At 64.0% G+C, this 23,791-nt stretch carries 16 protein-coding genes; 15 read left to right on the forward strand and 1 reads right to left on the reverse strand.

Annotated features, from left to right (window positions below; translation table 11 throughout):
* Positions 1-72: 72 nt before the first annotated feature.
* The 9 genes from DN824_RS02895 (at position 73) to DN824_RS02935 (ending at position 17,246) form a co-directional block, all read left to right on the forward strand.
* Entirely contained in the window at positions 73-1,875 is a 1,803-nt protein-coding gene (locus tag DN824_RS02895) for an acyl-CoA dehydrogenase (protein WP_138406895.1), read from the forward strand.
* A gap of 157 nt (positions 1,876-2,032) precedes the next feature.
* A complete protein-coding gene (locus DN824_RS02900) occupies positions 2,033-3,778 on the forward strand; it encodes a potassium/proton antiporter (protein WP_138406896.1) in 1,746 nt (581 codons plus the stop codon).
* Positions 3,779-3,909: 131 nt separating this feature from the next.
* Positions 3,910-7,206 carry a mechanosensitive channel MscK gene (mscK, locus tag DN824_RS02905; RefSeq protein WP_138406897.1) on the forward strand — a complete coding sequence of 1,099 codons (3,297 nt, stop codon included), beginning with the start codon at positions 3,910-3,912 and terminating at the stop codon, positions 7,204-7,206.
* A gap of 92 nt (positions 7,207-7,298) precedes the next feature.
* Positions 7,299-8,753, forward strand: coding sequence for a protein adenylyltransferase SelO (selO, locus tag DN824_RS02910; RefSeq protein ID WP_138406898.1), 1,455 nt, complete (start codon positions 7,299-7,301; stop codon positions 8,751-8,753).
* Between the two features lie 279 nt (positions 8,754-9,032).
* On the forward strand, positions 9,033-9,551 hold the full coding sequence (locus DN824_RS02915) for an Hcp family type VI secretion system effector (RefSeq protein ID WP_138406899.1): 519 nt from the start codon (positions 9,033-9,035) through the stop codon (positions 9,549-9,551).
* Between the two features lie 257 nt (positions 9,552-9,808).
* Positions 9,809-11,899 carry a type VI secretion system Vgr family protein gene (locus DN824_RS02920; protein WP_138406900.1) on the forward strand — a complete coding sequence of 697 codons (2,091 nt, stop codon included), beginning with the start codon at positions 9,809-9,811 and terminating at the stop codon, positions 11,897-11,899.
* The gene (locus tag DN824_RS02925) at positions 11,896-15,198 is read left to right on the forward strand and encodes a hypothetical protein (RefSeq protein ID WP_138406901.1); all 3,303 of its coding nucleotides are present in this window, start codon (positions 11,896-11,898) and stop codon (positions 15,196-15,198) included. The genes DN824_RS02920 and DN824_RS02925 overlap by 4 nt, the downstream gene beginning before the upstream one ends.
* Before the next feature lie 550 nt (positions 15,199-15,748).
* On the forward strand, positions 15,749-16,387 hold the full coding sequence (locus tag DN824_RS22845) for a hypothetical protein (RefSeq protein ID WP_138406946.1): 639 nt from the start codon (positions 15,749-15,751) through the stop codon (positions 16,385-16,387).
* 652 nt (positions 16,388-17,039) lie between these two features.
* Positions 17,040-17,246, forward strand: coding sequence for a hypothetical protein (locus DN824_RS02935; RefSeq protein ID WP_138406902.1), 207 nt, complete (start codon positions 17,040-17,042; stop codon positions 17,244-17,246).
* A gap of 90 nt (positions 17,247-17,336) precedes the next feature.
* Here the strand turns inward: DN824_RS02935 and DN824_RS02940 are convergent, their stop codons facing one another.
* Positions 17,337-18,053 (reverse strand): UTRA domain-containing protein, encoded by a 717-nt coding sequence (locus DN824_RS02940; protein WP_138406903.1) that lies wholly within the window; start codon positions 18,051-18,053, stop codon positions 17,337-17,339.
* A gap of 342 nt (positions 18,054-18,395) precedes the next feature.
* Here DN824_RS02940 and DN824_RS02945 point away from each other — a divergent pair, with 342 nt between their 5' ends.
* The 6 genes from DN824_RS02945 to DN824_RS02970 are packed head-to-tail and all read left to right on the forward strand — an operon-like array spanning position 18,396 to position 23,658.
* On the forward strand, positions 18,396-19,454 hold the full coding sequence (locus tag DN824_RS02945) for an ABC transporter substrate-binding protein (RefSeq protein ID WP_138406904.1): 1,059 nt from the start codon (positions 18,396-18,398) through the stop codon (positions 19,452-19,454).
* Positions 19,455-19,512: 58 nt separating this feature from the next.
* Entirely contained in the window at positions 19,513-20,316 is an 804-nt protein-coding gene (locus DN824_RS02950; protein ID WP_138406905.1) for an alkaline phosphatase family protein, read from the forward strand.
* Positions 20,313-21,221, forward strand: a complete 909-nt coding sequence (locus DN824_RS02955) for an ABC transporter permease (RefSeq protein WP_138406906.1) — start codon at positions 20,313-20,315, stop codon at positions 21,219-21,221. The genes DN824_RS02950 and DN824_RS02955 overlap by 4 nt, the downstream gene beginning before the upstream one ends.
* The gene (locus DN824_RS02960; protein WP_138406907.1) at positions 21,208-21,996 is read left to right on the forward strand and encodes an ABC transporter permease; all 789 of its coding nucleotides are present in this window, start codon (positions 21,208-21,210) and stop codon (positions 21,994-21,996) included. Before DN824_RS02955 ends, DN824_RS02960 begins: the two co-directional genes overlap by 14 nt.
* 19 nt (positions 21,997-22,015) lie before the next feature.
* Positions 22,016-23,005 carry an ABC transporter ATP-binding protein gene (locus tag DN824_RS02965; protein ID WP_138406908.1) on the forward strand — a complete coding sequence of 330 codons (990 nt, stop codon included), beginning with the start codon at positions 22,016-22,018 and terminating at the stop codon, positions 23,003-23,005.
* Positions 23,005-23,658 (forward strand): HAD family hydrolase, encoded by a 654-nt coding sequence (locus DN824_RS02970; protein WP_138406909.1) that lies wholly within the window; start codon positions 23,005-23,007, stop codon positions 23,656-23,658. The genes DN824_RS02965 and DN824_RS02970 overlap by 1 nt, the downstream gene beginning before the upstream one ends.
* Positions 23,659-23,791: the final 133 nt, after the last annotated feature.

Genomic DNA, 23,791 nt, shown 5'->3' on the forward strand with positions numbered 1-23,791 from the left:
GCAATGGATGGAGCTAGGAGGCGCGCGGCCCCCTCCTTAGACTCGGGCGCACAAGAAAACCGAGGTGCCCCCATGTCCGAGACCCTGCTCAGCTCGCGCAACCTGGCGTTCGAACTCTACGAAGTGCTCGATGCCGAAGCGCTGACCCAACGCCCGCGCTACGCCGACCACAACCGCGAGACCTTCGACGCCGCGCTGTCGACCGCCCGCGGCATCGCCGAGAAGTTCTACGCCCCGCACAACCGCAAGGCCGACGAGAACGAACCGATCTACAAGGACGGCGAAGCCATTCTTATCCCCGAGGTCAAGCCCGCGGTCGACGCCTTCATCGAGGCCGGCTTCCTCAACGCCTCGCGCCGCTTCGAGGACGGCGGCATGCAGCTGCCGAACCTGCTGGCGCGGGCCTGCTTCGCCCATTTCCAGGCGGCCAACGTCGGCACCTCCTCCTACGCCATGCTGTCGATGGGCGCCTCGCACCTGATCGAGGCGTTCGGCAGCGAGGAGCAGAAGCAACGCTTCCTGCAGCCGATGATCGAGGGTCGCTTCTTCGGCACCATGGCGCTGACCGAGCCGCACGCCGGCTCCTCGCTGTCGGACCTGCGCACCCGTGCCGAGCCGGCCGGCGATGGCAGCTACCGGCTCAAGGGCAACAAGATCTTCATTTCCGGCGGCGACCACGCGCTGTCGGAGAACATCGTGCACATGGTGCTGGCCAAGCTGCCGGACGCCCCGCCCGGGGTTAAGGGCATCAGCCTGTTCATCGTGCCCAAGTTCCTGGTCAACGACGACGGCAGCCTCGGCCCGCGCAACGACGTGCTGCTGGCCGGGCTGTTCCACAAGATGGGCTGGCGCGGCACCACCTCCACGGCGTTGAACTTCGGCGACAACGGCCAGTGCGTCGGCTACCTCGTCGGCGAGCCGCACAAGGGCCTGTCGTACATGTTCCAGATGATGAACGACGCGCGTATCGGTGTCGGCATGGGCGCGATCATGCTCGGCTACGCCGGCTACCTCTATTCGCTCGAATATGCCCGCGAACGCCCGCAGGGCCGGCTGCCGGACGGCAAGGACCCGAGCTCGGCCCAGGTGCCGATCGTCCAGCACACCGACGTCAAGCGCATGCTGCTGATGCAGAAGGCTTACGTAGAAGGCGCCTTCGACCTGGGGCTGTACGCCGCGCGGCTGGTCGACGACCAGCTCACCGCCGAAGCCGAGGAAACCCGGCAGAACGCCCATGAGCTGCTCGACCTGCTGACCCCGATCGTCAAGTCCTGGCCGTCGGAGTTCTGCCTGAAGGCCAACGAACTGGCGATCCAGGTGCTCGGCGGCCACGGCTACACCCGCGAATACCCGGTCGAGCAGTACTACCGCGACAACCGCCTGAACCCGATCCACGAGGGCACCCACGGCATCCAGTCCCTCGACCTGCTCGGCCGCAAGCTGACGCAGAACGGCGGTCGTGGCCTGCGCCACCTGCTCGCGCTGATCCGCCAGACCTGCGAACAGGCACGCCAGTACGATTCGCTGACACCGCTGCGCGAGCCGCTGCAGGCGCTGCTGGCCCGCCTGGTGCCGATCAGCCAGGGCCTGCTCGGCGACCTGGTAGGCGGCAAGGTCAACCTGGCGCTGGCCAACTCGGCGCTCTACCTCAAGGTGTTCGGCCACACGGTGATCGGCTGGCGCTGGCTGGAGCAGGCGATCCGCGCCGAGCAGGGCCTGGCCCGTGGCAACGCGGCCGACGGCGACTTCTACCGGGGCAAGCTGCAGGCCGCGCGCTTCTTCCTGACCTGGGAGATTCCCGGTTGCCATCCCGACCTCGACCTGCTCGAGGCCCGCGACACCACCACGCTCGACATGCAGGACAGCTGGTTCTGACCGCCGCCGCGGCGCACCGCCCGTCTTTTTTACGGCTTTGAGATCGACGCCCCTCCGCTGAGGGGCGCTTTTTTGACAGGCTGTGAAATCATCAGGTTAGAATCGATGGCATGCGCCCTGCATATCCGCCCGGGCGCACCTGCCCTGGAGAGCTCATTTGGACGTCGGCAACATCAACCACCTGTTTCTTATCGGTGCCCTGTTGGTTGCTGCAAGCATTCTGATGAGCTCGCTGTCGACCCGCCTCGGCGTACCGATCCTGGTGATCTTCCTCGCGGTCGGCATGTTCGCCGGTGTCGACGGCGTCGGCGGCATCGTCTTCGACGACTACCACCTGGCCTTCATCATCAGCAACCTGGCGCTGGCCGTCATCCTGCTCGACGGCGGCATGCGTACCCGCAAGGCCACCTTCCGCGTCGCCCTCTGGCCGTCGATGTCGCTCGCCACCGTGGGGGTGGCGATCACCGCCGGGCTGACCGGCGTCGCCGCCGCCTGGCTGTTCGACCTCAGGCTGATCGAAGGGCTGCTGATCGGCGCCATCGTCGGCTCCACCGACGCGGCCGTGGTCTTCAACCTGCTCAACGGCAAGGGATTGAACGAGCGGGTCGGCTCGACCCTGGAGATCGAGTCGGGCAGCAACGACCCGATGGCGATGTTCCTCACCGTCACCCTGATCGGCATGATCGCCTCGGGCCACACCAGCTTCAGCTGGTCGGTCTTCCTCAGTCTGTTCCAGCAGTTCGGCATCGGCATCGTGCTGGGCCTGATCGGCGGCTGGCTGCTGCTCAAGCTGATCAACCGGCTGGACGTGGCCGACGGCCTCTACCCGCTGTTGGCCGTCAGTGGCGGCATCATGATCTACGCGCTGTCCGGCGCGGTGGGCGGCAGCGGTATCCTCGCGGTCTACGTCTGCGGCCTGCTGCTGGGCAACCGGCCGATCCGCAACCGCCACGGCATCCTGCACATGTTCGACGGCCTGGCCTGGCTCAGCCAGATCGGCATGTTCCTCGTGCTCGGCCTGTTGCTGACGCCCAGCGATCTGCTGCCCATCGCGGTGCCGGCGCTGCTGCTGTCGCTGTGGATGATCTTCTTCGCCAGGCCCCTGTCGGTGTTCATCGGCCTGCTGCCGTTTCGCGGCTTCAACCTGCGCGAACGTGCGTTCATTTCCTGGATCGGGCTGCGCGGCGCGGTGCCGGTGATCCTCGCGGTGTTCCCGCTGATGGCGGGCCTGGAACACGCGCAACTGTTCTTCAACGTCGCCTTCTTCATCGTGCTGGTCTCGCTGCTGCTGCAGGGCACGACCCTCGGCTGGGCGGCGCGCAAGGCGAAGGTCGAGGTCCCGCCCTCGCCGATGCCGATCTCGCGCACCGGCCTGCAGGTGCACACCACCAGCCAGTGGGAGCTGTTCATCTACCGCCTCAGTGCCAGCAAATGGTGCGTCGGCGCGGCCCTGCGCGAACTGAAGATGCCGCCCGGCACCCGCATCGCCGCCCTGTTTCGCGGGCAGGACCTGCTGCACCCCTCCGGCAGCACCCGCCTGCAGGTCAACGACATTCTCTGCGTGATCGGTCACGAAGCCGACCTGCCCGCCCTGGGCAAGCTGTTCAGCCAGGCCCCGATCCGTGGCCAGGACATGCGCTTTTTCGGTGACTTCATTCTCGAGGGCGAGGCCGAGCTCGGCGCCATCGCCGCACTGTACGGGCTCAAGCTCGACGACGCCGACGGCAGCCAGTCGATCGGTACCTTCCTCACCCGTCGCCTGGGCGGCCAGCCGGTGGTGGGCGACCACATCGACTGGAACGGCCTGACCTGGACGGTCGCCACGATGGAGGGTGGAGAGGTGCGCAAGGTCGGCCTGAAGTTCCCCGAAGGCAGCAAACCCGGCCCCACCCTGATGTTCTAGCGGGAGAACGCGAGCCACCGCGCAGTTTCGCAAGCCGGGCCGAAGACCGTTCGACGCCTTCGGCACCGCGCGGCTCGCTAGCCCTTCAAAGCGTAGGTAGACTTCGGCCTTTTCTTTCTGCCGAAGCGCCTATGCACTCCTTGCACAGATTCCTGACGGCGAGCCTCTTCGCCCTCCTCCTCCCCTTCAGCGTCGCCCAGGCCGCCCCCGACTCGGCCTCCACCGCCCCGGCCGAAGCCGAACAGAAGCCGACCCAGAGCGCCGCGGAACAGGCCCAGCGGCTCAACGAGCAGGCCGCCGCGAACACCAAGCGCCTGGCGGACCTCAAGCAGCAGCTGGCCGGCGCGCCCAAGCAGATCAACGACGCCCAGCGCGAGCTGGCCAAGCTCAGGAGCACGCCGCCGACCGACGTCGCCGGACGCTACGCCCGGCAGAGCGCCCAGGCGATCGAACAGCGGATGACCGAGCTGCTCGAACAGCTGGCCGACATGCAGAAGGCCTTCGCCAGCGCCAACAGCCTGATCATCAGCGCCCAGACGCGCCCCGAACGCGCGCAGTCGGAAATCAGCACCAGCCAATCGCGCATCCAGGAAGTCAACGCCCTGCTCAAGACGGGGCGAGAGTCCGGCAAGCCCATCACGGGCGAGCGCCGCGCCCAACTGACCGCCGAACTGGCCGCGCTCAACGCGCTGATCGAACTCCGCCGGGAGGAGCTGGGCGGCAACAGCCTGCTGCAGGACCTGGGCAATGCACAGCGCGACCTGCTGGCCGAGCGCATCGCCCGTACCGAGCAGGAAACCGAGGCGCTGCAATCGCTGATCAACGACAAGCGCCGCGAAGAGTCGGAGCAGACCGTCGCCGAGCTGTCGCGTAAGGCCCAGCTCGCCGGCTCCGACAAGCTGGTCGCCGCCGAGAGCGCGGAGAACCTTAAGCTTTCCGACTACCTGCTGCGCGCCACCGAGCGGCACAACAAACTGACCCAGCAGAACCTGCAGACCCGCCAGCAGCTCGACAACCTCAAACAGGCCGACCAGGCGCTCGAAGAACAGATCGCCGTGCTCGAAGGCAGCCTGCTGCTCTCGAAGATCCTCTACCAGCAGAAGCAGGCGCTGCCCCAGATCAGCATGGACAACAACCTGGCCGACGAGATCGCCGATATCCGGCTGTATCAGTTCGAGCTGAACAAGCGCCGCGAAGCCAATGCCGACCCGCAGACGTACGTCGATCAGCTGCTCGCGAACCAGCCGTCCGAAGACGTGACACCGGAACTACGCAAGACCCTGCTGGACCTGATGACCACCCGCGCGTCCCTGCTCGACCGGCTCAACCGCGAGCTGAACGCGATGCTCAACCAGTCCATCACGCTGCAGCTCAACCAGCGCCAGCTGCAGCAGACGGCACAGACCCTGCGCGACACGCTCGACGAGCAGATGTTCTGGATCCCGAGCAACAAGCCGCTGGACCTGTCCTGGCTCAACAGCGTGCCCCGACTGCTGGAAGCCCAGATCAACGCGATGCCCTGGACCTCGGTGCTGGTGGAACTGGCCGCCGGTCTGCTCGAGCGCCCGCTGTTCTTCCTGCCCCTGCTGCTGCTCATCGCCGCGCTGCTCTGGCGCCGCCAGGCCATCGAGGACAAGCTCGACGCGATGGGGCGCGACATCGGCCACTTCCGCAAGGACAGCCAGCTGCACACCCCGCTGGCATTGCTGCTCAACCTGCTGCTGGCACTGCCCGGCGCGCTGTTCCTCGCGCTCTGCGGCTACGTCCTGCAGATGGACGCCCGGGGTCAGAACTACAGCCTGGGCGCATCGCTGTACGAGGTCGCGCAAGCCTGGCTGGTGTTCTATGCCGCCTATCGCATGCTGTCGCCCGGCCGCATCGCCGAGACGCACTTCCGCTGGTCCAAACCGCAGGTCGCGTTTCTGCGCAACCAGGTGCGCCGCCTGGGCCTGATCGTCATGGCGCTGGTCGCCGTGGTGGCGATCGCCGAGCACCAGCCCGCGGCCCTGGCCGATGACGTCATCGGCATCGTGGTGGTGATGACCTGCTTCGGCCTGATGAGCTGGCGCCTGATGCAGTTGCTGCTCAAGGGTCCGTCCAGCGAGAACGCGCCACCGGTGCGGATGCTCATCGGCCTGCTGTTCAGCGTCCTGCCGCTGGTGCTGATGGTCGCGGTCGGGTTCGGTTATTACTACACGGCGCTGAAACTGACCGACCGCCTGATCGACACCCTTTACCTGCTGATGATCTGGATCGTCCTCGAGGCGGCCCTGATACGCGCCCTGACGGTCGCGGCCAGGCGCCTGGCCTACCAGCGCGCGATGGCCAGCCGCCAGGCGCAGGACGAGGACAAGGGCGAACTCGGCGACGTCCCGCGCGAAACCGGCATGGACATCGAGCAGGTCAACCAGCAGTCGCTGCGCCTCACCCGGCTGGCGATGTTCGGCCTGTTCCTGATCGCCCTGTACTGGGTCTGGTCGGACCTGATCTCGGTGATCTCCTACCTCGATAACGTCACGCTCTACGAATTCACCAGCGGCACCGGCGACACCGCCACCTCGTCGCAGATCAGCCTGAGCGACCTGCTCGGGGCGCTGGTGATCCTCGGCATCACCGTGGTGCTGGCCGGCAACCTGCCGGGCCTGCTGGAAGTCCTGGTGCTGTCGCGCATGCGCCTGGCCCAGGGCAGCGCCTATGCGACCACCACGCTGCTCTCCTATGCCCTGGCCGGCATCGGCCTGGTCTCGACCCTGTCGACCCTCGGCGTGAGCTGGGACAAGCTGCAATGGCTGGTTGCCGCACTGTCGGTGGGCCTGGGTTTCGGTCTGCAGGAAATCTTCGCCAACTTCATTTCCGGCCTGATCATCCTGTTCGAGCGGCCCGTGCGGATCGGGGACGTGGTCACCATCGGCAACCTGTCCGGCACCGTCAGCCGGATCCGCATCCGCGCGACCACCATCACCGACTTCGACCGCAAGGACATCATCGTCCCGAACAAGACCTTCATCACCGGCCAGCTGATCAACTGGTCGCTGAGCGACACGGTCACCCGGGTCACCATCAAGGTCGGCGTCGCCTACGGCTCGGACCTGGACCTGGTGAAGAAAGTCCTGCACCAGGCCGCGCAAGACAATCCAAGGGTGCTCAAGGATCCGGAGCCACTGGTGTTCTTCCTCAACTTCGGCGAAAGCACCCTGGATCACGAGCTGCGCATCCACGTACGGGATCTGGGCGACCGCAACCCAGCCACCGACGAGATCAACCGCTACATCGATCGTGAATTCAACCGGCTCGGCATCAGCATCGCGTTCCGCCAGGTGGATGTTTTCCTCAAGAACGTCGACGGCAAGCAGTTGCAGCTTGGCCAGCCCGCCGACACGGACGAGAAACCCGACCGGTCGGCACCGGCAGCCGGCGATCAGGCCTGAGGAACGCAGCCAACCCCAGGGCCTCCAACCTCGAAAGCGCCCGGCGTGACGCCGGGCGTGCCAGAATGCCCTGACATTCGTGGAGCGCGCCGTTGAAGACCCTTGCCGAACTGACCTTCGATAACCGTTTCGCCCGTCTGGGCGATACGTTTTCCACCGAAGTACTGCCGCAGCCACTGGCCGATCCGCAGCTGGTCGTCGCCAGCACGGCAGCGATGGCGCTGCTCGACCTCGCCCCCGCCCAGGCCGACGATTCCCTGTTCGCCGAACTGTTCTCCGGGCACAAGCTCTGGTCGGAGGCCGAACCTCGGGCGATGGTCTATTCCGGCCACCAGTTCGGCAGCTACAACCCCCGGCTGGGCGATGGGCGCGGCCTGCTGCTGGGCGAAGTGCTCAACGAGGCCGGCCAGCATTGGGACCTGCACCTCAAGGGCGCCGGCATGACCCCGTACTCGCGCATGGGGGATGGCCGAGCGGTACTGCGTTCGTCGATCCGGGAATTCCTCGCCAGCGAGCACCTGCACGCACTCGGCATCCCTACCTCGCGGGCGCTCTGCGTGACCAGCTCCAGCACGCCGGTCTATCGGGAAAAACAGGAGCGCGGCGCCATGCTGATGCGCCTGGCACCGAGCCACGTACGCTTCGGCAGCTTCGAATTCTTCTATTACACCAAGCAGCACGAGGCCCTGAAGCAGCTGCTCGACCACGTGATCGAGTGCCATTTCCCCGACTGCCTGGAGCACCCGGAGCCCTATCACTCGTTCTTCCGGGAGGTGCTCGAACGCACCGCCGGGATGATCGCGCACTGGCAGGCCTACGGCTTCTGCCACGGCGTGATGAACACCGACAACATGTCGATCCTCGGCATCACCTTCGACTTCGGTCCCTACGCCTTCCTCGACGATTTCGACGCCCACTTCATCTGCAACCACTCCGACGATGGCGGCCGTTATTCCTACGAGAACCAGGTCCCCATCGCCCACTGGAACCTTGCCGCGCTGGCCCAGGCCCTGACCCCGTTCGTCCAGGTCCAGGCCCTGCGGGGCAGCATGGAGCTGTTCCTGCCGATCTACGAGGCGGCCTGGCTCGACCTGATGCGCAAGCGCCTGGGCCTGGTCGACGCCCGGGATGAGGACAAGGAACTGATCCAGCGTCTGCTGCAACTGATGCAGGACAGCTCGGTGGACTACACCCGCTTCTTCAGGGAGCTCGGCGACAGCCCGGCCGAACAGGCCGTACGCAGACTGCGGGAAGACTTTCTCGACCTCGCCGGCTTCGATGCCTGGGCCGCCGCCTACCGGTCGCGGGCCGGCAACGGCCCGCAGGACGAACGCCAGGCACGCATGCATGCGGTCAACCCACGCTACATCCTGCGCAACTACCTCGCCCAGCAGGCCATCGAGGCCGCCGAGCAGGGCGACTTCGCCCCCGTGCGCGAACTGCATCAGGTCCTGAGCCGCCCGTTCGACGAGCAACCGGGCATGGAGCGCTACGCCGAGCGCCCGCCGGAATGGGGCAAGCACCTGGAAATCAGCTGCTCGTCATAAGCCACCGCTGCGCAAGAACCTGCGCACCGTAACGTCGGCCGGGCGCCCGCAGAACGTCTGCAGCGCTAGTGCCGCGGCCCTCCTGGCCTGATTGCGCCAGTTGTTGCACAGGGGTGCGCAAGAACTGGCGCAACTTTCTGTGACGCCTTCCGCAAGCGCTTGTCTGCGGCGCCTCTCTTAATAGCTAACCTACTGATTTAATTGATTTTTCACAGAGTGGCACGTCCCTTGTAATGACTTGTCCGCCATCCGGCATTCAACAAGGCAAGGAGAGCGCTCATGCCAACACCCGCGTATATGTCCCTCGAAGGCACCAAGCAAGGCCTGATCACCGCCGGTACTTTCACCGAGGACTCGGTAGGCAATATTTTCCAGGAAGGCCACGAAGACCAGATCCTGGTTCAGGCATTCAACCACCAGGTCATCATCCCGCGTGACCCACAGTCCGGCCAGCCCACCGGCCAGCGCGTTCACAAGCCGCTGATGATCACCAAGGTTTTCGACAAGTCGTCGCCGCTGATCTTCAACGCCCTGACCTCCGGCGAGCGCCTGTCCAAGTGCCGCCTGGAGTGGTACCGCACCTCCTCCACCGGTACCCAGGAGCACTACTTCACCATCGAGCTGGAAGACGCCGTGATCGTCGACGTGCAGTCGCGCATGCCGAACTGCCAGGACCCGAACATGTCCCACTTCACCCACCTCGAAGACGTCTACTTCACCTACCGCAAGATCGTCTGGACCCACGAAGTCTCCGGTACTTCCGGCTCCGACGACTGGCGCACCCCGATCTCGGCCTAAGCCCGGATCGGCCGCACGGACATCGGTAGTCACCATCGGCCAGGTTTACCTGGCCGATGCGTTTCTGGCCGACGCATTCGGCAAATACCGCAGTGCTTCACACGGCCGCTTCGCCAGACAGGCGAAAATGATCACCCGATTTCCGCGGACCGTCCTCTTGGGCCGATCCGCTCTACGGCAGGCATGGCAACCATGCGATGCCGCCTTGCGGACCCTCCTGGGTCCGCCGCCATGGACTGGTTACAGAGGGACAGGGAATGTTCAACCCGGCCAACGACACCCATTTCAGCCTCGCCATCGAAGGCATCGCACACGACCTGCAGGTGCTCGCGTTCACGGGGCGGGAAGCGCTCTCGCAGCCCTTCGCCTTCGAGCTCGAACTGGTCAGCGAACGCCCTGATCTCGATCTCGAAGCCCTGCTGCACCAGCCCGCCTTCCTCGCCCTCTCGCCGGCCGGCAACGGCATCCATGGTCTGATCTACCGCGTCGCCCAGGGCGATTCGGGCAAGCGCCTGACCCGCTATCACATCACCCTGCGCCCGCAGCTGGCCTACCTGGCTCACCGCACCAACCAGCGCATCTTCCAGCACCTGACGGTGGAGAAGATCATCAGTCAGGTACTCGAAGAGCATGGCATCCAGGCCAATGCCTTCCGCTTCGGCTTCGGCTCGGTCTACCCCGAGCGCGACTACTGCGTGCAGTACGACGAGAGCGACCTGCACTTCATCCAGCGCCTGTGCGAGGAGGAAGGCATTCACTACCACTTCCAGCACAGCACCGCGGGCCATGTGCTGATCTTCGGCGACGACCAGACGGGCTTCCCGAAGCTCTCACCGGTGGCCTATCAGCAGAACTCCGGGCTGGTGGCCGACCAGCCGGTGGTCAAGCGCTTCGCCCTGCGGGTCGAGACCCGCGCCAGCCGCGTCACCCGCCGCGACTACGACTTCGAGAAACCGCGCCTGACCCTGGAAGGCGCCTTTCAGAGCGAATTCCAGCCGGACCTGGAAGACTACGACTACCCCGGCCGCTTCACCGACCGCGCCCGCGGCAAGCACCTGTCCCAACGCGCCCTGGAACGCCACCGCAGCGACTTCGAGCTGGCCGAAGGCGAGAGCGACCAGCCGCAGCTGGTCACCGGCCACTTCCTCGCCTTGACCGAACACCCGCGCGGCGACTGGAACCAGCTCTGGCTGCTGAACGAGATCCTCCACGAAGGCAAACAGCCGCAGGTGCTGGAGGAGTCGGTGACGAGCGATAGCCTCGCCCGTGACGGCTTTACCCAGGGCTACCGCAACCACTTCACCGCCACGCCTTGGGACATCCCCTTCCGCCCGGCCCTGAACCACCCCAAACCCAAGGTGCTCGGCAGCCAGACCGCCGTCGTTACCGGCCCGGCCGGTGAAGAAATCCACTGCGACCAGTACGGCCGCGTGAAGGTCCAGTTCCACTGGGACCGCGACGGCCAGGCCGACGACAAGACCAGCTGCTGGCTGCGTGTCAGTTCGAGCTGGGCGGGTGATCGCTACGGCGGCATCGCCATCCCGCGGGTCGGCATGGAAGTGCTGGTCACCTTCCTCGAAGGCGACCCCGACCAGCCCCTGGTCACCGGCTGCCTGTACCACAAGGAACATGTCGTCCCCTACGACCTGCCCGCCAACAAGACCCGCAGTGTCTTCAAGACCCTGAGCTCCCCCGGCGGTGGCGGCTACAACGAACTGCGCATCGAAGACCGCAAAGGCGCCGAGCAGATCTACGTCCACGCCCAGCGCGACTGGGACGAAAACATCGAGCACGACCAGAAGATCCGCGTCGGCCACGAACGCCACGACACCGTCGAGGCCAACGCCTACAGCGAATTTCGCGCCGAAGAACACCGCACCACCCACGCCGACCGCAAGACCGAAATCCGCGCCAACGACCACCTCACCGTGGGCAACAACCAGCACGTGAAGATCGGCACCGGACAGTTCGTCGAGGCGGGCAATGAAATTCACCTCTCCAGCGGCCTGAAAGTCGTCCTCGAAGCGGGCAGCGAGCTCACCTTCAAAGCCGCCGGCAGCTTCATCAAACTCGACGCAAGCGGCATCACGATGGTCGGCCCGGTAATCAAGATGAACTCGGGTGGAAGTCTGGGGAACGGGTCGGGCGCGGCGCCCATCTCCCCGACATTGCCCAAGCCTGCCGATACCGCACCAGTAGGCGAGAAAACCGGCACTGCCAATCTCAACCAGTTGCCGGCTCCAACTGAAAAAGGGGCCACGGGGCCGCAACAATTGATCGTGGACGTCTGGGGTGACCCAGAACAAGGCGGGCAGGTTGAACTGCTCGACCCAGAGGAGGACGCATGAGCGAGTTGAAGGATCAACCTATCGAGCAAGGTGTTCGCAAGCGCACCCAATACGAAGATGCTCAGCGTAAGCGGCTCGTGCTGAATATCGAGCGAGAGGACGGTGGCAGGCTCACTCTGCCCATCGCTGTGGATATGCGCAGCCACGACGAAGAAGAGAACATCCAACAGAACACCTTCCTGGCCATCATGCCGCTGGCCAGGCTGCCGGGCCATAATGCCTATAACGAAGCGCCTCGCGGAGCACTACCACGCCCTGGTCGCATATACGTATTTCAGAATGGCAAGCTTTGGCGTGAAGTCTTGTGCGACGGCAAAGGCAATATGCAGGATGTCGACCTCGCCCATTGGCGCAAGCAGGCCGATAACGGAGCTGCTGCCGATGACCGGCCATCGGTGGGCAAGCAGCAGCAGGTGGTACTGATTCCCATCCTTGTGCAAGGGCAATCCGTCGCCAACAACTACCTGTTGGCATACAGCGAAAAACCCTGGACTTGGGAATATATCCGCTGGCTCGAAGAGGATCAGAATCGCGTCAAGTGCCGCGCCCAGATCGTCGCTTTCGCCTGGTCGGCGGCCGTCGTGGGGGCGAGCCAATGGCGGCCAACACAGACCATGCCGGCTGTGGTAATCAGCGCTCAGACCGACGGCTTTCGAGCGCGTGATTTGAGCATCGAAAGCCTGCTGAGCGATCCCGCCCTGTTCACTCCCAGCCTCAGCAGCATCCCCTCGAACGAAATGAGCAGCCGCATGCAGCTACGCCTGGAAGAGCTGGCGGCCGCGACCCAAGCGCCACAGCCACTGCCACTGCCAACCGTGGAAGCCGGCACGGATGTGCTGGCCGAACGCAATATGCGTACTTATCCGAGACTGGTGGGGTTGATGCTCGATGACCCACTGTTCGCACTCAGACATGCCTGTGCCCAGGCGCGCCTGGCAGAGTCCTATCTGCTTACCCTCAATGCGCTGGTGCCGCATCGGGCGAATGGACAATATGCCCACGCGCTATACAGTTCAGTGCTGCAAGCCCCCCGAAGCCCCTTGGGCAAGTTCAAGAAACATTTGAATCTCGAACAACTACGGGACACGGTCTTCGAAGGCGAGCGCAAATTGGCCCGCGATCATCTCGCCTCGCAACTCCAGCGCTTGGTCAGCCTGCTATCAGACGTGCCGCTGGCGGCGCTTTTGTGGGATTGGCAATACACCCATGATGAGCGCCTGCTGGAGCCCTATCAGCTACTCAGCGACATATTCAACACGCTCGGGAAACTGCCCGAACACATCGACGCCTTATCCCAGGCAAGCGCCAGCAACCCCTTGCAAGGCTCTATCTTCCAACTGAGCGAGCGACTCCTGAGCGGTCGTCATCCTCTCACCATGCACTTCCTGGCACAGCAGGATGGCAGCCTGCCCGAAGCGGTAACGCGCCTGATCGCTCTGGCCTCGAAAAAACGTGACCCGGACTCGAACCTCATGGGCGTGAGCAGTCTGCTGCATGTTGCCAATATCGATCCCCAAGACACGGACAAAGGGCTGGTCTACAAGAACCTGCACGCGCTGATCGGCGACTTTATGGATACGTTCTCCGTGGCGGTGCTGACCCAGGTTCAGCGACTGCATGCAGCCGATGTCACGGTGGCCATCCATTTCAACCGACTGTTCGGCCCAACACTCGGCGTCCTTGATAAGCTTTCGCCTAGCTGGCGCGGCGTGCAACTGGTAACCAATTCCCAAGCCCAGGCAGCGAACCTGAGAATCATCGGTATCCAGGGTGAAGGGCTGAGTAACGGGCTGACCACTTCAGAGCGCGTAGCGCTGACTCGCAAGAACTATCTATTCGCCAATGTCACGAACGCCGACAAGCAGGTCGTAGCCTCCACCAGCCCTCGCCAGGTGGGCCAGGGGCTACCCAATTATGGTCCTGGCGTTATCTTCGCGGCGCCAGCCGACCATCCTGAGGTCGTCAAATACAGTGCCTGGCGACATGCCGTCGCCAGCAAGATGGACACGGTCGCTCAGTCTCCCTCACTACCTGTGGTTGCTGTGGCCTGTGCCTTATATAACCTGAGTGCGCAGATTGAGGGGATGAGGGCCTTGAAAAGCGAAGCGGGGGATGGGGAGGATCGCTACCGTGCTGGATACCTATCCGCAGCCGCAGATCTTGTGGTTGCTTCAGGAAATCTGTCCAAACTTATTCTTGGTGGTGAAAACCAACTCGTAACTGCTCTAAACAAACCTCGCTTCAATGTCTCCAAACTCTCAACCCGCTGGGCCATGAACTTGGCAGAACAAACGGGCAGCCCGCGCTTACCAATGCTGCGTGCGCTTTCGGGTGGCGCCATGCTTTTTACGACAGCGATTACCGTCTGGGACGCCAAGCGCGCCTGGCACCAGGGCGACCGCGATGCCGCGCTGGCCTATGGCGTGGCAGCGGCAGGCGGAGCAGCCTGGACGGCCTACGCCTTAGGCATGTGTATCAACCCAGTGGTGTTGGTGGCCGGCGCAGTGCTCTTTATCGGCGGCAGCATAGTGGCCGGCTGGCTGGTCGACAGTGATATCGAGGCGTTGCTGAAGAATGGGCCGTTTGGCAAGGATCATGGCCAGACCGGCATGCTCGATAAGGTATTCGGCGACGACCAGCGCTTTGCCCACCTCAGCGATCCGAAGACTGCCTACCAGCAACTGATCGGTATTCTCGGCAGACCCATGATCCAGGCCAGCCGCCTGAGTGATTGGCTCGACCAGGCACCACCCAGCGTGCGCTCTGCTCTTGACACCATCAACAGGCAACGGCCGCCCCTGTACAATGTTCTAGAATGCCGCCGCGTATCCGCACAGCCCTTCGAGCGTGACGACTGGGTAGTACGCATCCATTCGCCGCTGCTGGGCATGTTCGATGCTCAACATTTTCAGTTCTACGCCAGGGAAGAGGTGGCCACCCTCCCCTTCACCGGCGTCTTCAACGTAGAGCACCCAGAACGCCGCCCTATCGACGAACCCAAATTGTCGGCGTACCCGCTGGACAATACTTCTGTGCTCTACATTCTGCCCAAACAATTCCCGGTCATGACGCAAACGCCCCTGCAGCGCCATGCTCAGCGGGTTACCCAACGCCTCAAGGTCTTTGGCCAGTTCCGCCTGGCCAAGCAGGCAGACCGTACCGACGGACTGATACTGCCGCAGCCGAGTCCCAAAACCTGGCAATCTTATCGAGCGGCTTTTGCCCTACCGCCAAAGCCGGACACCCAAACGGACGAAGCGCCTTACTGGCAGATCGAAACCCTGGAATTCAAGGTATGACATGACGACGGAGATCTACGGCCCTGCGGCCTATCGTGGCAGTGCACTACCTGCACTGCCAGCCTCCATTCGCGACAGGCAGGGCTTGTTCGACACAGCCCTGAAATGGGGGCATTACGCCAATCTGGACTCGATAGCCGAGATCGAAGGTCAGTTGATGAGCGAAGCCCATCTGGCCTACGAGCGACAAACAAAGGAGAAACGTAAACAACAAATTTACTGCGATGCTGAGCGTTGGAGTTTTGAAAATAGTGGCAAGTTACTACACTTCTTATTCCTATCAAAAATAATGTGTGTATTTTTTTTCTTCTTGCCATGGACGCTAAAGCTGGCAAATATTTATGATAGCGATTTTCTAGTAACAACATTTGGGCTTGCAATAATGATATTGAGCCTATTTATTTATGGCTCTTCAAAACCTTGGGCAGCTTATATCCTGGGGGCGGTATTAGGAATACTAACTGCAGGAACCATAGCCTGGAATCAAGGCACATTCTGGGGCTACTGGAGTGAACAAACCGCCTTCTGGTTTGGCGCCATTCTACTTTTCATGGCCGTTATCGGCGTTGAATTGCTGATCGGCCTCTATTCCCTGATCTATACCCACGACGGCAGCGGATTCAATCGACGCGACGGCATGGTGCGGATCGGCAGACGTTTCCGCCCCCCCTTCGTTGCGCCCTTCTACGAATTCGACCCCGTAATGCAATTGCAGGTCACCCCCCATGGCGGGCATGACTATGTACTCTGGCTGCACCACCGCTATACCGACAACAAGGTCTGCCTGGGCATGAAGATGCACAGCCTGGGTCTGGACAAGGCCAACCTGTACGCCTTCTGGGATACCCTGCAGCGCTATATGGACGTCGAGCAGCCGCTGCCCGATCTGCCCGTGCTGGAACAGAGCCGTCACCTCGATCCCGTTGCCGCTGCCCACGATGCCGCCATCGGTCGCCCCGAGCGCTACTGGCGCGACCGCACCCTCGAAGGCTGGAAGCGCAGCTCCGCCCCCAAAAGCCTGAGAGAGGAAGTGGCCATCCACCCCTGGCAGCAGCAACCCTGCGCCCTGCGCGCCAGTATCGACCCCAGCCTGAGCATCGAAGACTATTACCGCAGCCAGGAGGCCAAGGGCATTCATGCCACGCCCAAAAGCGATGATTTCGCCAACTCCGGCGTACCGTCGACGTAGAACTCCAAAGCTGTTCCAACCATTGACGGGCGAATATCAAACGGCGGGGCCGGCCTGATGCGTCCTAGCAGCACCAACCGCAAACGCGCGGCGGCCTGGGCCACGCCCGGCCCGCGCTTCATGACGTATATGGCGCGCTTGAGCTCCTTGGGGCTGGCGGCCACCGCGCTACAGATCGTCTGTGAGACGCTATACAACTATCACCACCTCGACGCCCTGCAGCGCTGGATGTTGCACTGTTGCTGGGCGCGGAGGCTACCTGCATTACCGCGTCCCGCTGGACATCGCCATGCGCAGCAAGCCCATCACCGCCACGCACCCCAGCCCGCCGTCCAGCGCTACCCGATTGAGCTGGACGCCTATCACCCCAGAGCATCTACATGGCTGAGGACAAGTACGGACGCCTGCCAAGTGCAGGCGACAGCGAACAGCAACTGGGTTTGAAACCCTGTATCCGGCGCCCAAGCCTGTACCGACTGGCCAGGCGCCTTTTAGCGCCCAGCAGATGCACCGTGACGCAACCCACGCCACGTCAATGGCAGCCCTATACCCCAGGCATGCCTGCCGATCTGGAAACCAGTGATGAAGCCGCTTACTGGCTAATCAGCGAACGAGACCTCGCCGCCCAATCTTCAGGGCTAAGGTGTGGGAAATGACCGAGCGCATTCCGCAGATCGACACCTTCAGCCGTCCCCAACCTGATGGCACGATACGTAAGCTACAGCTAGCTGAACATCGCGCCGAAACCTTCGACCGCTCCGCAATAACGGAGGCCGGATGGTCGAAGTCTGCCGGCCTCCATCTGGAAGCAGCACCTACGGGCTTCAGGCAAGCGTCGATCCCAACCCCGGTATCGTGACCTACTGAGGGGGCCCTGGATGTACAGCCTTCGGGTTGACTTTCAATTGCATGTCCAACCTCGGAGGTAACCACACCTCCCAATGTGCAGCTACTGTGGCACCTCCACCCGCACATGAATCGCATCATGCCGCCAGTACTCCACATCACAATCGATCAGCCGGTCGTGCTGGTCGCGGTTCAGGCGGGTGATGCGCAGGGCGGGGCTGCCGGGGGCGACGCGCAGGGTGGTGGCGGCGTCGCCCTGCAGGGCGGTCGGGACCATGTCGAAGCGCACGCGCCCATAGTGGATGCCGTACCCGCTGGCATACAGCTCGGTCAGCGAGCGGGTCAGGTCGTGTTCGAGGATGCCGGGGAAATAGGCCGGGTTGAGGTAATGCTCGACGTACAGCACCAGGCGTCCGTCGATGCGCCGGGCGCGGCGGATCTGGATGACGCTCGAGAGTGCCGGCAGCTCGAGCAAGGCGCAGATTTCGGCTGAGGCGGGTATAAGGCGCGCCGACAAGACCTGGGTGGCCGGTACCCGGCCCTGTTCGCCGACCATGGCGTGGAAGTGGCTGCGCACCAGCGGGTTATAGGCGATGCGGGGCGGCGAGACGAACCAGCCGCGGCGGTCTTCACGGTAGATCAGCCCCTGCGATTCGAGCTGGCCCAGCGCCTCACGCAGGGTAATGCGGGTGGTATCGAACAGCTCGCTGAGCTGGCGCTCGGCGGGTAGCTTGCCGCCCGCTGGCAACAAACCGCGACCGATCTGCTCCTGCAGGGCGCGGCATATGGCCGTCACCGCCCGGGGTGCCTCATCCCGCATCACGGCTCCTCTTTCTGGACTAGTCCAGCACCAAAAAAGCGCTTCATTGCCTGCTCCGAAAACACCGTCATGACGAGTAAGCCTAGGCGGCGCAGATGAATGCGCCGTGACAACGCTTGTTCGCCCGTCGAATGAGCAGGGCCCGTGCCAATGGCTCGTTGCCCGCAAGCCTTGTCCTGCAAGCACCGGAGCCTGAGCTAGGCTTCTCGTGGGCGCCCTGCCCGCGCGATGAAGCCGTACGCGCCCCCGGCCCGGGGACATGAAACTGTCATTTGCACGCCCTAGATTGGCTTGGGTCTTGCTGACCTAGACCAACCCTGACATCTGCGAAAGGAGCTTCGAATGAAACGGCTGCTGCTGGCTTCACTGCTGGGATCGGCGATCGCCCTGGCGACATCGGCGAACGCTGCGGATACGGATCTGAAGCGCCTCGAAGAGGCCGCGCGCGCAGAAGGCGCCATCAACAGCGTCGGCATGCCGGACAGCTGGGCGAACTGGAAGGACACCTGGGAGGACCTGGCCAAGCAATACGGCCTCAAACACCAGGACACGGACATGAGTTCGGCCCAGGAAATCGCCAAGTTCGCCGCCGAGAAGGAAAACGCCACCGCCGACATCGGCGATGTCGGCGCCGCCTTCGGCCCGATCGCCGTGCAGCAGGGCGTCACCCAGCCGTACAAGCCCACCACCTGGGAGCAGATTCCCGAGTGGGCCAAGGATCAGGACGGCCACTGGATGCTCGCCTACACCGGCTCGATCGCCTTCATCGTCAACAAGCAGCTGGTCAAGGACGTGCCCAGCTCCTGGGCCGAACTCAAGCAAGGCAAGTACAAGGTCGCCATCGGCGACGTCAGCGCGGCGGCACAAGCCGTCAACGGCGTGCTGGCGGCGGCCATCGCCAACGGCGGCGACGAGAAGAACATCCAGCCGGGCCTGGACTACTTCGCCGAGATCGCCAGGCAGGGCCGCCTGTCGCTGTCCAACCCCACCATCCAGACCCTGGAGCGCGGCGAGGTCGAAGTGGGCGTGGTATGGGACTTCAACGGCCTGTCCTACCGCGACCAGATCGATCCGAACCGGTTCGAGGTCCTGATCCCCGCCGACGGCTCGGTGATTTCCGGCTACACGACGATCATCAACAAATGGGCCAGGCACCCGAACGCCGCCAAGCTTGCACGTGAGTACATCCTCTCCGACGCCGGGCAGATCAACCTCGCCAAGGGCAACGCACGGCCGATCCGCGCCGAGCACCTGACCCTGCCGGCCGAGGTCCAGGCCAAGCTGCTGCCCAACGAGCAGTACGCCAAGGTCAAGCCGATCGAGGACAGCGCGGCCTGGGAGGCCACTTCCAAGGCGCTGCCGCAGCAGTGGCAGGAGCACGTGATCATCGAGATGGAATGACCGCCAACGGCGAGCGGCCCGAGCCGCTCGCCGGCGAACGATCAACCGGGAGCGCAGGATGCACAAAGTCATACTCGTGGTGCTCGACGGCCTCAGCCACCAGGTCGCCGAGCATGCAATGGGGCACCTGCAGGCCTATTGCGCGGCCGGACGCGCCGCCCTGTACCGCCTGCAATGCGAGCTGCCCGCACTGTCGCGGCCGCTGTACGAATGCATCCTCACCGGGGTCCGGCCGATCGACAGCGGCATCGTGCACAACGATGTGGTGCGCCTGTCGGGCGAGCGCAGCATCTTCCACTACGCCCGCGACGCCGGGCGCAGCACCGCCGCCGCGGCCTATCACTGGATCAGCGAGCTGTATAACTGCGCGCCCTTCCAGCCGGCGCGCGACCGCCATAGCGACACGCCGGAGCTGCCCATCCAGCGCGGCCATTTCTACTACGCCGATCATTATCCCGACTCGCATCTGTTCGCCGATGCGGAAAGCCTGCGGCTGCGCCACGAGCCGGATTTCCTGCTGGTGCATCCGATGAACATCGACGACGCCGGCCACCGCCACGGCCTGGATTCGGCCGAATACCGCAACGCCGCCCGCCGCGCCGACATCCTGCTGGCCGAGTACCTGCAGCGCTGGCTCGATGACGGCTATCAGGTGCTGGTCACCGCCGACCACGGGATGAACCGCGACCGCTCGCACAACGGGCTGCTGGCCGAAGAGCGCGACGTCCCGCTGTTCGTGCTCGGCTCGGCGTTCAGCCTCTGCGCCAGCGCCGCACCGTCGCAGACCGAACTGTGCGGCACCGTCTGCGAGCTGCTCGGCGTACCCCACGACAAGCCGCTGTGCCGGGAGCTGCTGGGATGAGCGCCCCGCTCGACGAAACGCCCAAGACCGCCGCCGTGGCGCCTGCCGAACCCGTGCGCGCCCGCAGCGCTCCCGGTTCGCGCAAGTGGCTGGCGCTGCTCTGGCTGCTGCCCTTCGCGGCGTTCTTCATCGTCTTCCAGATCGCCCCACTGGTCTGGATCGCCCTCAACAGCCTCAACACGCCGGACGGCTGGGGGCTCGCGCATTTCCAGAAGATCTTCAGTTCGAAGTTTTATCTGCAATCGATCAAACACAGCCTGCAGATCGCCTTCTGGTCGAGCCTGTTCGGCATGCTGATCGCGATCTTCGGCAGCTACTCGCTGCGCCAGGTCGACTCCAGGCTGCGCGACTTCGTCATGGCCTTTTCCAACATGACCAGCAATTTCGCCGGCGTGCCGCTGGCCTTCGCCTTCATCATCCTGCTGGGCTTCAACGGCGCGCTGACCATCCTCCTCAAGCAGGCCGGGATCATCGAGGACTTCAACCTCTACTCGAAAACCGGTCTGATCGTGCTCTACACCTACTTCCAGATTCCCCTGGGCGTGCTGCTGCTCTACCCGGCCTTCGATGCGCTGCGCCAGGACTGGCGCGAGTCTGCGGCGCTGCTCGGCGCCGGGACCTGGCAGTTCTGGCGCCACATCGGCCTGCCGGTACTGACCCCGGCGCTGCTGGGGACCTTCGTCATCCTGCTGGCCAACGCGCTTGGCGCCTACGCGACGGTGTACTACCTCACCACCGGCAACTTTAACGTGATGCCGATCCGCATCGCCGGCCTCGTGGCGGGCGACATCTCGCTGGATCCGAACCTGGCCAGCGCGTTGTCGATGGTGCTGGTGGGGCTGATGGCGGTCATCACCCTGGCCCACCAACTGCTGCTGCGCAGGAGCTACCATGCGGCGCGCTGAGTCGATCTACCACCGCAGCGTGGTGTACCTGTTGTTTGTGATCCTCTTGTTGCCGCTGGCCGCGACGCTGCTGTACTCGCTCGCCAGCAGCTGGTCGGCCTCGGTGCTGCCCGACGGGCTGACGCTCAAGTGGTACGCCGCGCTGTGGAGCGACGCGCGCTTTTTGGCCGCGTTCGGCCAGTCGCTGCTGGTCTGCTTCGGCGCGCTGGCCCTGTCGCTGGTGCTGATCCTGCCGCTGCTGTTCGTGGTGCACTACCACTTCCCCAGGCTCGACGGGCTGATGAACATCCTCATCCTGCTGCCCTTCGCCGTGCCGCCGGTGGTGTCCTCCGTGGGCCTGCTGCAACTCTACGGCTCCGGCCCCCTGGCCATGGTCGGCACGCCGTGGATCCTGATCGGCGCCTACTTCACCATCGCCCTGCCGTTCATGTACCGGGCCATCACCAACAACCTGCAGGCGATCAACCTGCGCGACCTGATGGACGCCGCCCAACTGCTCGGCGCCAGCACCTGGAAGGCGGCCTTCCTGGTGGTGCTGCCGAACCTGCGCAAGGGGCTGATGGTGTCGCTGTTCCTGTCCTTCTCGTTCCTGTTCGGCGAGTTCGTCTTCGCCAATCTGCTGGTCGGCACCCGCTACGAGACGCTGCAGGTCTACCTGAACAACATGCGCAACAGCAGCGGCCACTTCAACAGCGCGCTGGTGATTTCCTATTTCTTCTTCGTGCTGGTGTTCACCTGGGCCGCCAACCGGCTGAACAGGGACCGCCCGGCGTGAGCCGCTACAAGGATCATCCATGAGCTATCTGTCGATTCAGGGTCTGCACAAGCACTACGGCGCGACCTCCGTCTTCAGCGACATCGATTGCGAGATCGCCAAGGGCGAATTCGTCACCCTGCTCGGGCCCTCGGGCTGCGGCAAATCCACCCTGCTGCGCTGCATCGCCGGGCTGACCGAGGTCAACGGCGGGCGCATCCTGCTCGACGGCCAGGACCTGGTGCCGCTGACGCCACAGAAACGCGGCATCGGCATGGTGTTCCAGAGTTACGCGCTGTTTCCCAACATGACCGTGGCGCAGAACGTCGCCTTCGGGCTGCGCATGCAGAAGGTCGCCCGCGACGAAAGCGCCGCTCGCGTTGCCGAGGTGCTGGAACTGGTGGAACTCGCCGAGTTCGCCGCGCGCTATCCCGCGCAGCTGTCCGGCGGGCAATGCCAGCGAGTGGCGCTGGCCCGCTCGCTGGTGACCCGCCCACGCCTGCTGCTGCTCGACGAACCGCTCTCGGCGCTGGACGCGCGCATCCGCAAGCACCTGCGCGAGCAGATCAGGGCCATCCAGCAGGAGGTCGGCCTGACCACGATCTTCGTGACCCACGATCAGGAGGAGGCGCTGGTGATGTCCGATCGCATCCTCCTGATGAACGCCGGGCAGATCGTCCAGGGCGGCGACGCGCAGACGCTCTATACCGCACCGGCCAATGCCTTCGCCGCCGGCTTCATCGGCAACTACAACCTGCTCGAACCCGAGGCGGCCAGCCGTCTGCTGGCGGCACCGGTGAACGCGCGCATCGCGATTCGCCCGGAGTCCATCGGCGTCGCCCGCGAAGGTGCGATCGAGGCGGTGATCAAGAGCCACAGCCTGCTGGGCAACGTGATCCGCTACCGGGTCGAGGCGCGCGGCGTGGAGCTGACGGTGGACGTATTGAACCGCTCGGCCGCCGACCTCTACCCCCACGGCCACCCGGTAGGCCTTACCATCGACGCTTCGGCAATCCACGAGGTAGCCTGATGGCAGTGGCGATTTTCGACCTGGACGAAACCCTGATCGACGGCGACTGCGCCAGCCTCTGGTCCCATGAAATGGCCAAGATCGGCTGGGTCGATGGCGAATCCTTCCTGCGCAAGGACGCCGAACTGATGGCCGAATACGCCTTCGGCCGCCTGGCGATGGAGGACTACATGGCCTTCAGCCTGGCGCCGCTGGTGGGGCGCACCGCCGAAGAAGTGGCCCACGTCGTCACGCCCTTCGTCGAGGATGTGATCGAGCCGCTGATCTACAGCGATGCCATGCGCTGCATCACCGCGCACCGCATGGCCGGCGACCGGATCCTGGTGATTTCCGCCTCGGCGCACTTTCTGGTCAGCGCCATCGCCGAGCGGCTGGGCATCGACGAGGTGCTGGCGATCGACCTCGAGGAGCGGCACGGCTTCTACAGCGGTGCGACCCGCGGCGTGCTGACCTACCGCGAGGGCAAGGTCAGGCGCCTGGAACAATGGCTCGCCGACCAAGGCGAGTCGCTCGCCGGTGCACACTTCTATTCGGACTCCATCAATGACCTGCCGCTGCTGCAGCGGGTCGATTTCGCCCATGTGGTCAATCCCGACCCGATGCTGGCCGAGCAGGCACAGCACGAAGGCTGGCCGGTCCTGCGCTGGTCGTGAAACATTCATAGCTAAAGGGCATATAAACCTGTCCAAACATTCTTAGACTGTCTAAGCGTAGCCCTCTATCGTGCGCACCTTGAGTGGTTTCGCCTTGCGCTGATACCTCACACGAGATTCCAACGCACTTAAG

Source organism: Stutzerimonas nosocomialis (assembly GCF_005876855.1).
Classification (GTDB): domain Bacteria; phylum Pseudomonadota; class Gammaproteobacteria; order Pseudomonadales; family Pseudomonadaceae; genus Stutzerimonas; species Stutzerimonas nosocomialis.

Bases quoted from the DNA above. Each gene is read 5' to 3' on its own strand.
- DN824_RS02915 (WP_138406899.1), top strand. From the start codon at position 9,033: ATGCCAACACCCGCGTATATGTCCCTCGAAGGCACCAAGCAAGGCCTG.
- DN824_RS02895 (WP_138406895.1), top strand. From the start codon at position 73: ATGTCCGAGACCCTGCTCAGCTCGCGCAACCTGGCGTTCGAACTCTAC.
- DN824_RS02960 (WP_138406907.1), top strand. From the start codon at position 21,208: ATGCGGCGCGCTGAGTCGATCTACCACCGCAGCGTGGTGTACCTGTTG.
- DN824_RS02935 (WP_138406902.1), top strand. From the start codon at position 17,040: ATGACCGAGCGCATTCCGCAGATCGACACCTTCAGCCGTCCCCAACCT.
- DN824_RS22845 (WP_138406946.1), top strand. From the start codon at position 15,749: ATGGCCGTTATCGGCGTTGAATTGCTGATCGGCCTCTATTCCCTGATC.
- DN824_RS02955 (WP_138406906.1), top strand. From the start codon at position 20,313: ATGAGCGCCCCGCTCGACGAAACGCCCAAGACCGCCGCCGTGGCGCCT.
- DN824_RS02925 (WP_138406901.1), top strand. From the start codon at position 11,896: ATGAGCGAGTTGAAGGATCAACCTATCGAGCAAGGTGTTCGCAAGCGC.
- mscK (WP_138406897.1), top strand. From the start codon at position 3,910: ATGCACTCCTTGCACAGATTCCTGACGGCGAGCCTCTTCGCCCTCCTC.
- DN824_RS02965 (WP_138406908.1), top strand. From the start codon at position 22,016: ATGAGCTATCTGTCGATTCAGGGTCTGCACAAGCACTACGGCGCGACC.
- DN824_RS02940 (WP_138406903.1), bottom strand. From the start codon at position 18,053: ATGCGGGATGAGGCACCCCGGGCGGTGACGGCCATATGCCGCGCCCTG.
- DN824_RS02970 (WP_138406909.1), top strand. From the start codon at position 23,005: ATGGCAGTGGCGATTTTCGACCTGGACGAAACCCTGATCGACGGCGAC.
- DN824_RS02920 (WP_138406900.1), top strand. From the start codon at position 9,809: ATGTTCAACCCGGCCAACGACACCCATTTCAGCCTCGCCATCGAAGGC.
- DN824_RS02950 (WP_138406905.1), top strand. From the start codon at position 19,513: ATGCACAAAGTCATACTCGTGGTGCTCGACGGCCTCAGCCACCAGGTC.
- DN824_RS02945 (WP_138406904.1), top strand. From the start codon at position 18,396: ATGAAACGGCTGCTGCTGGCTTCACTGCTGGGATCGGCGATCGCCCTG.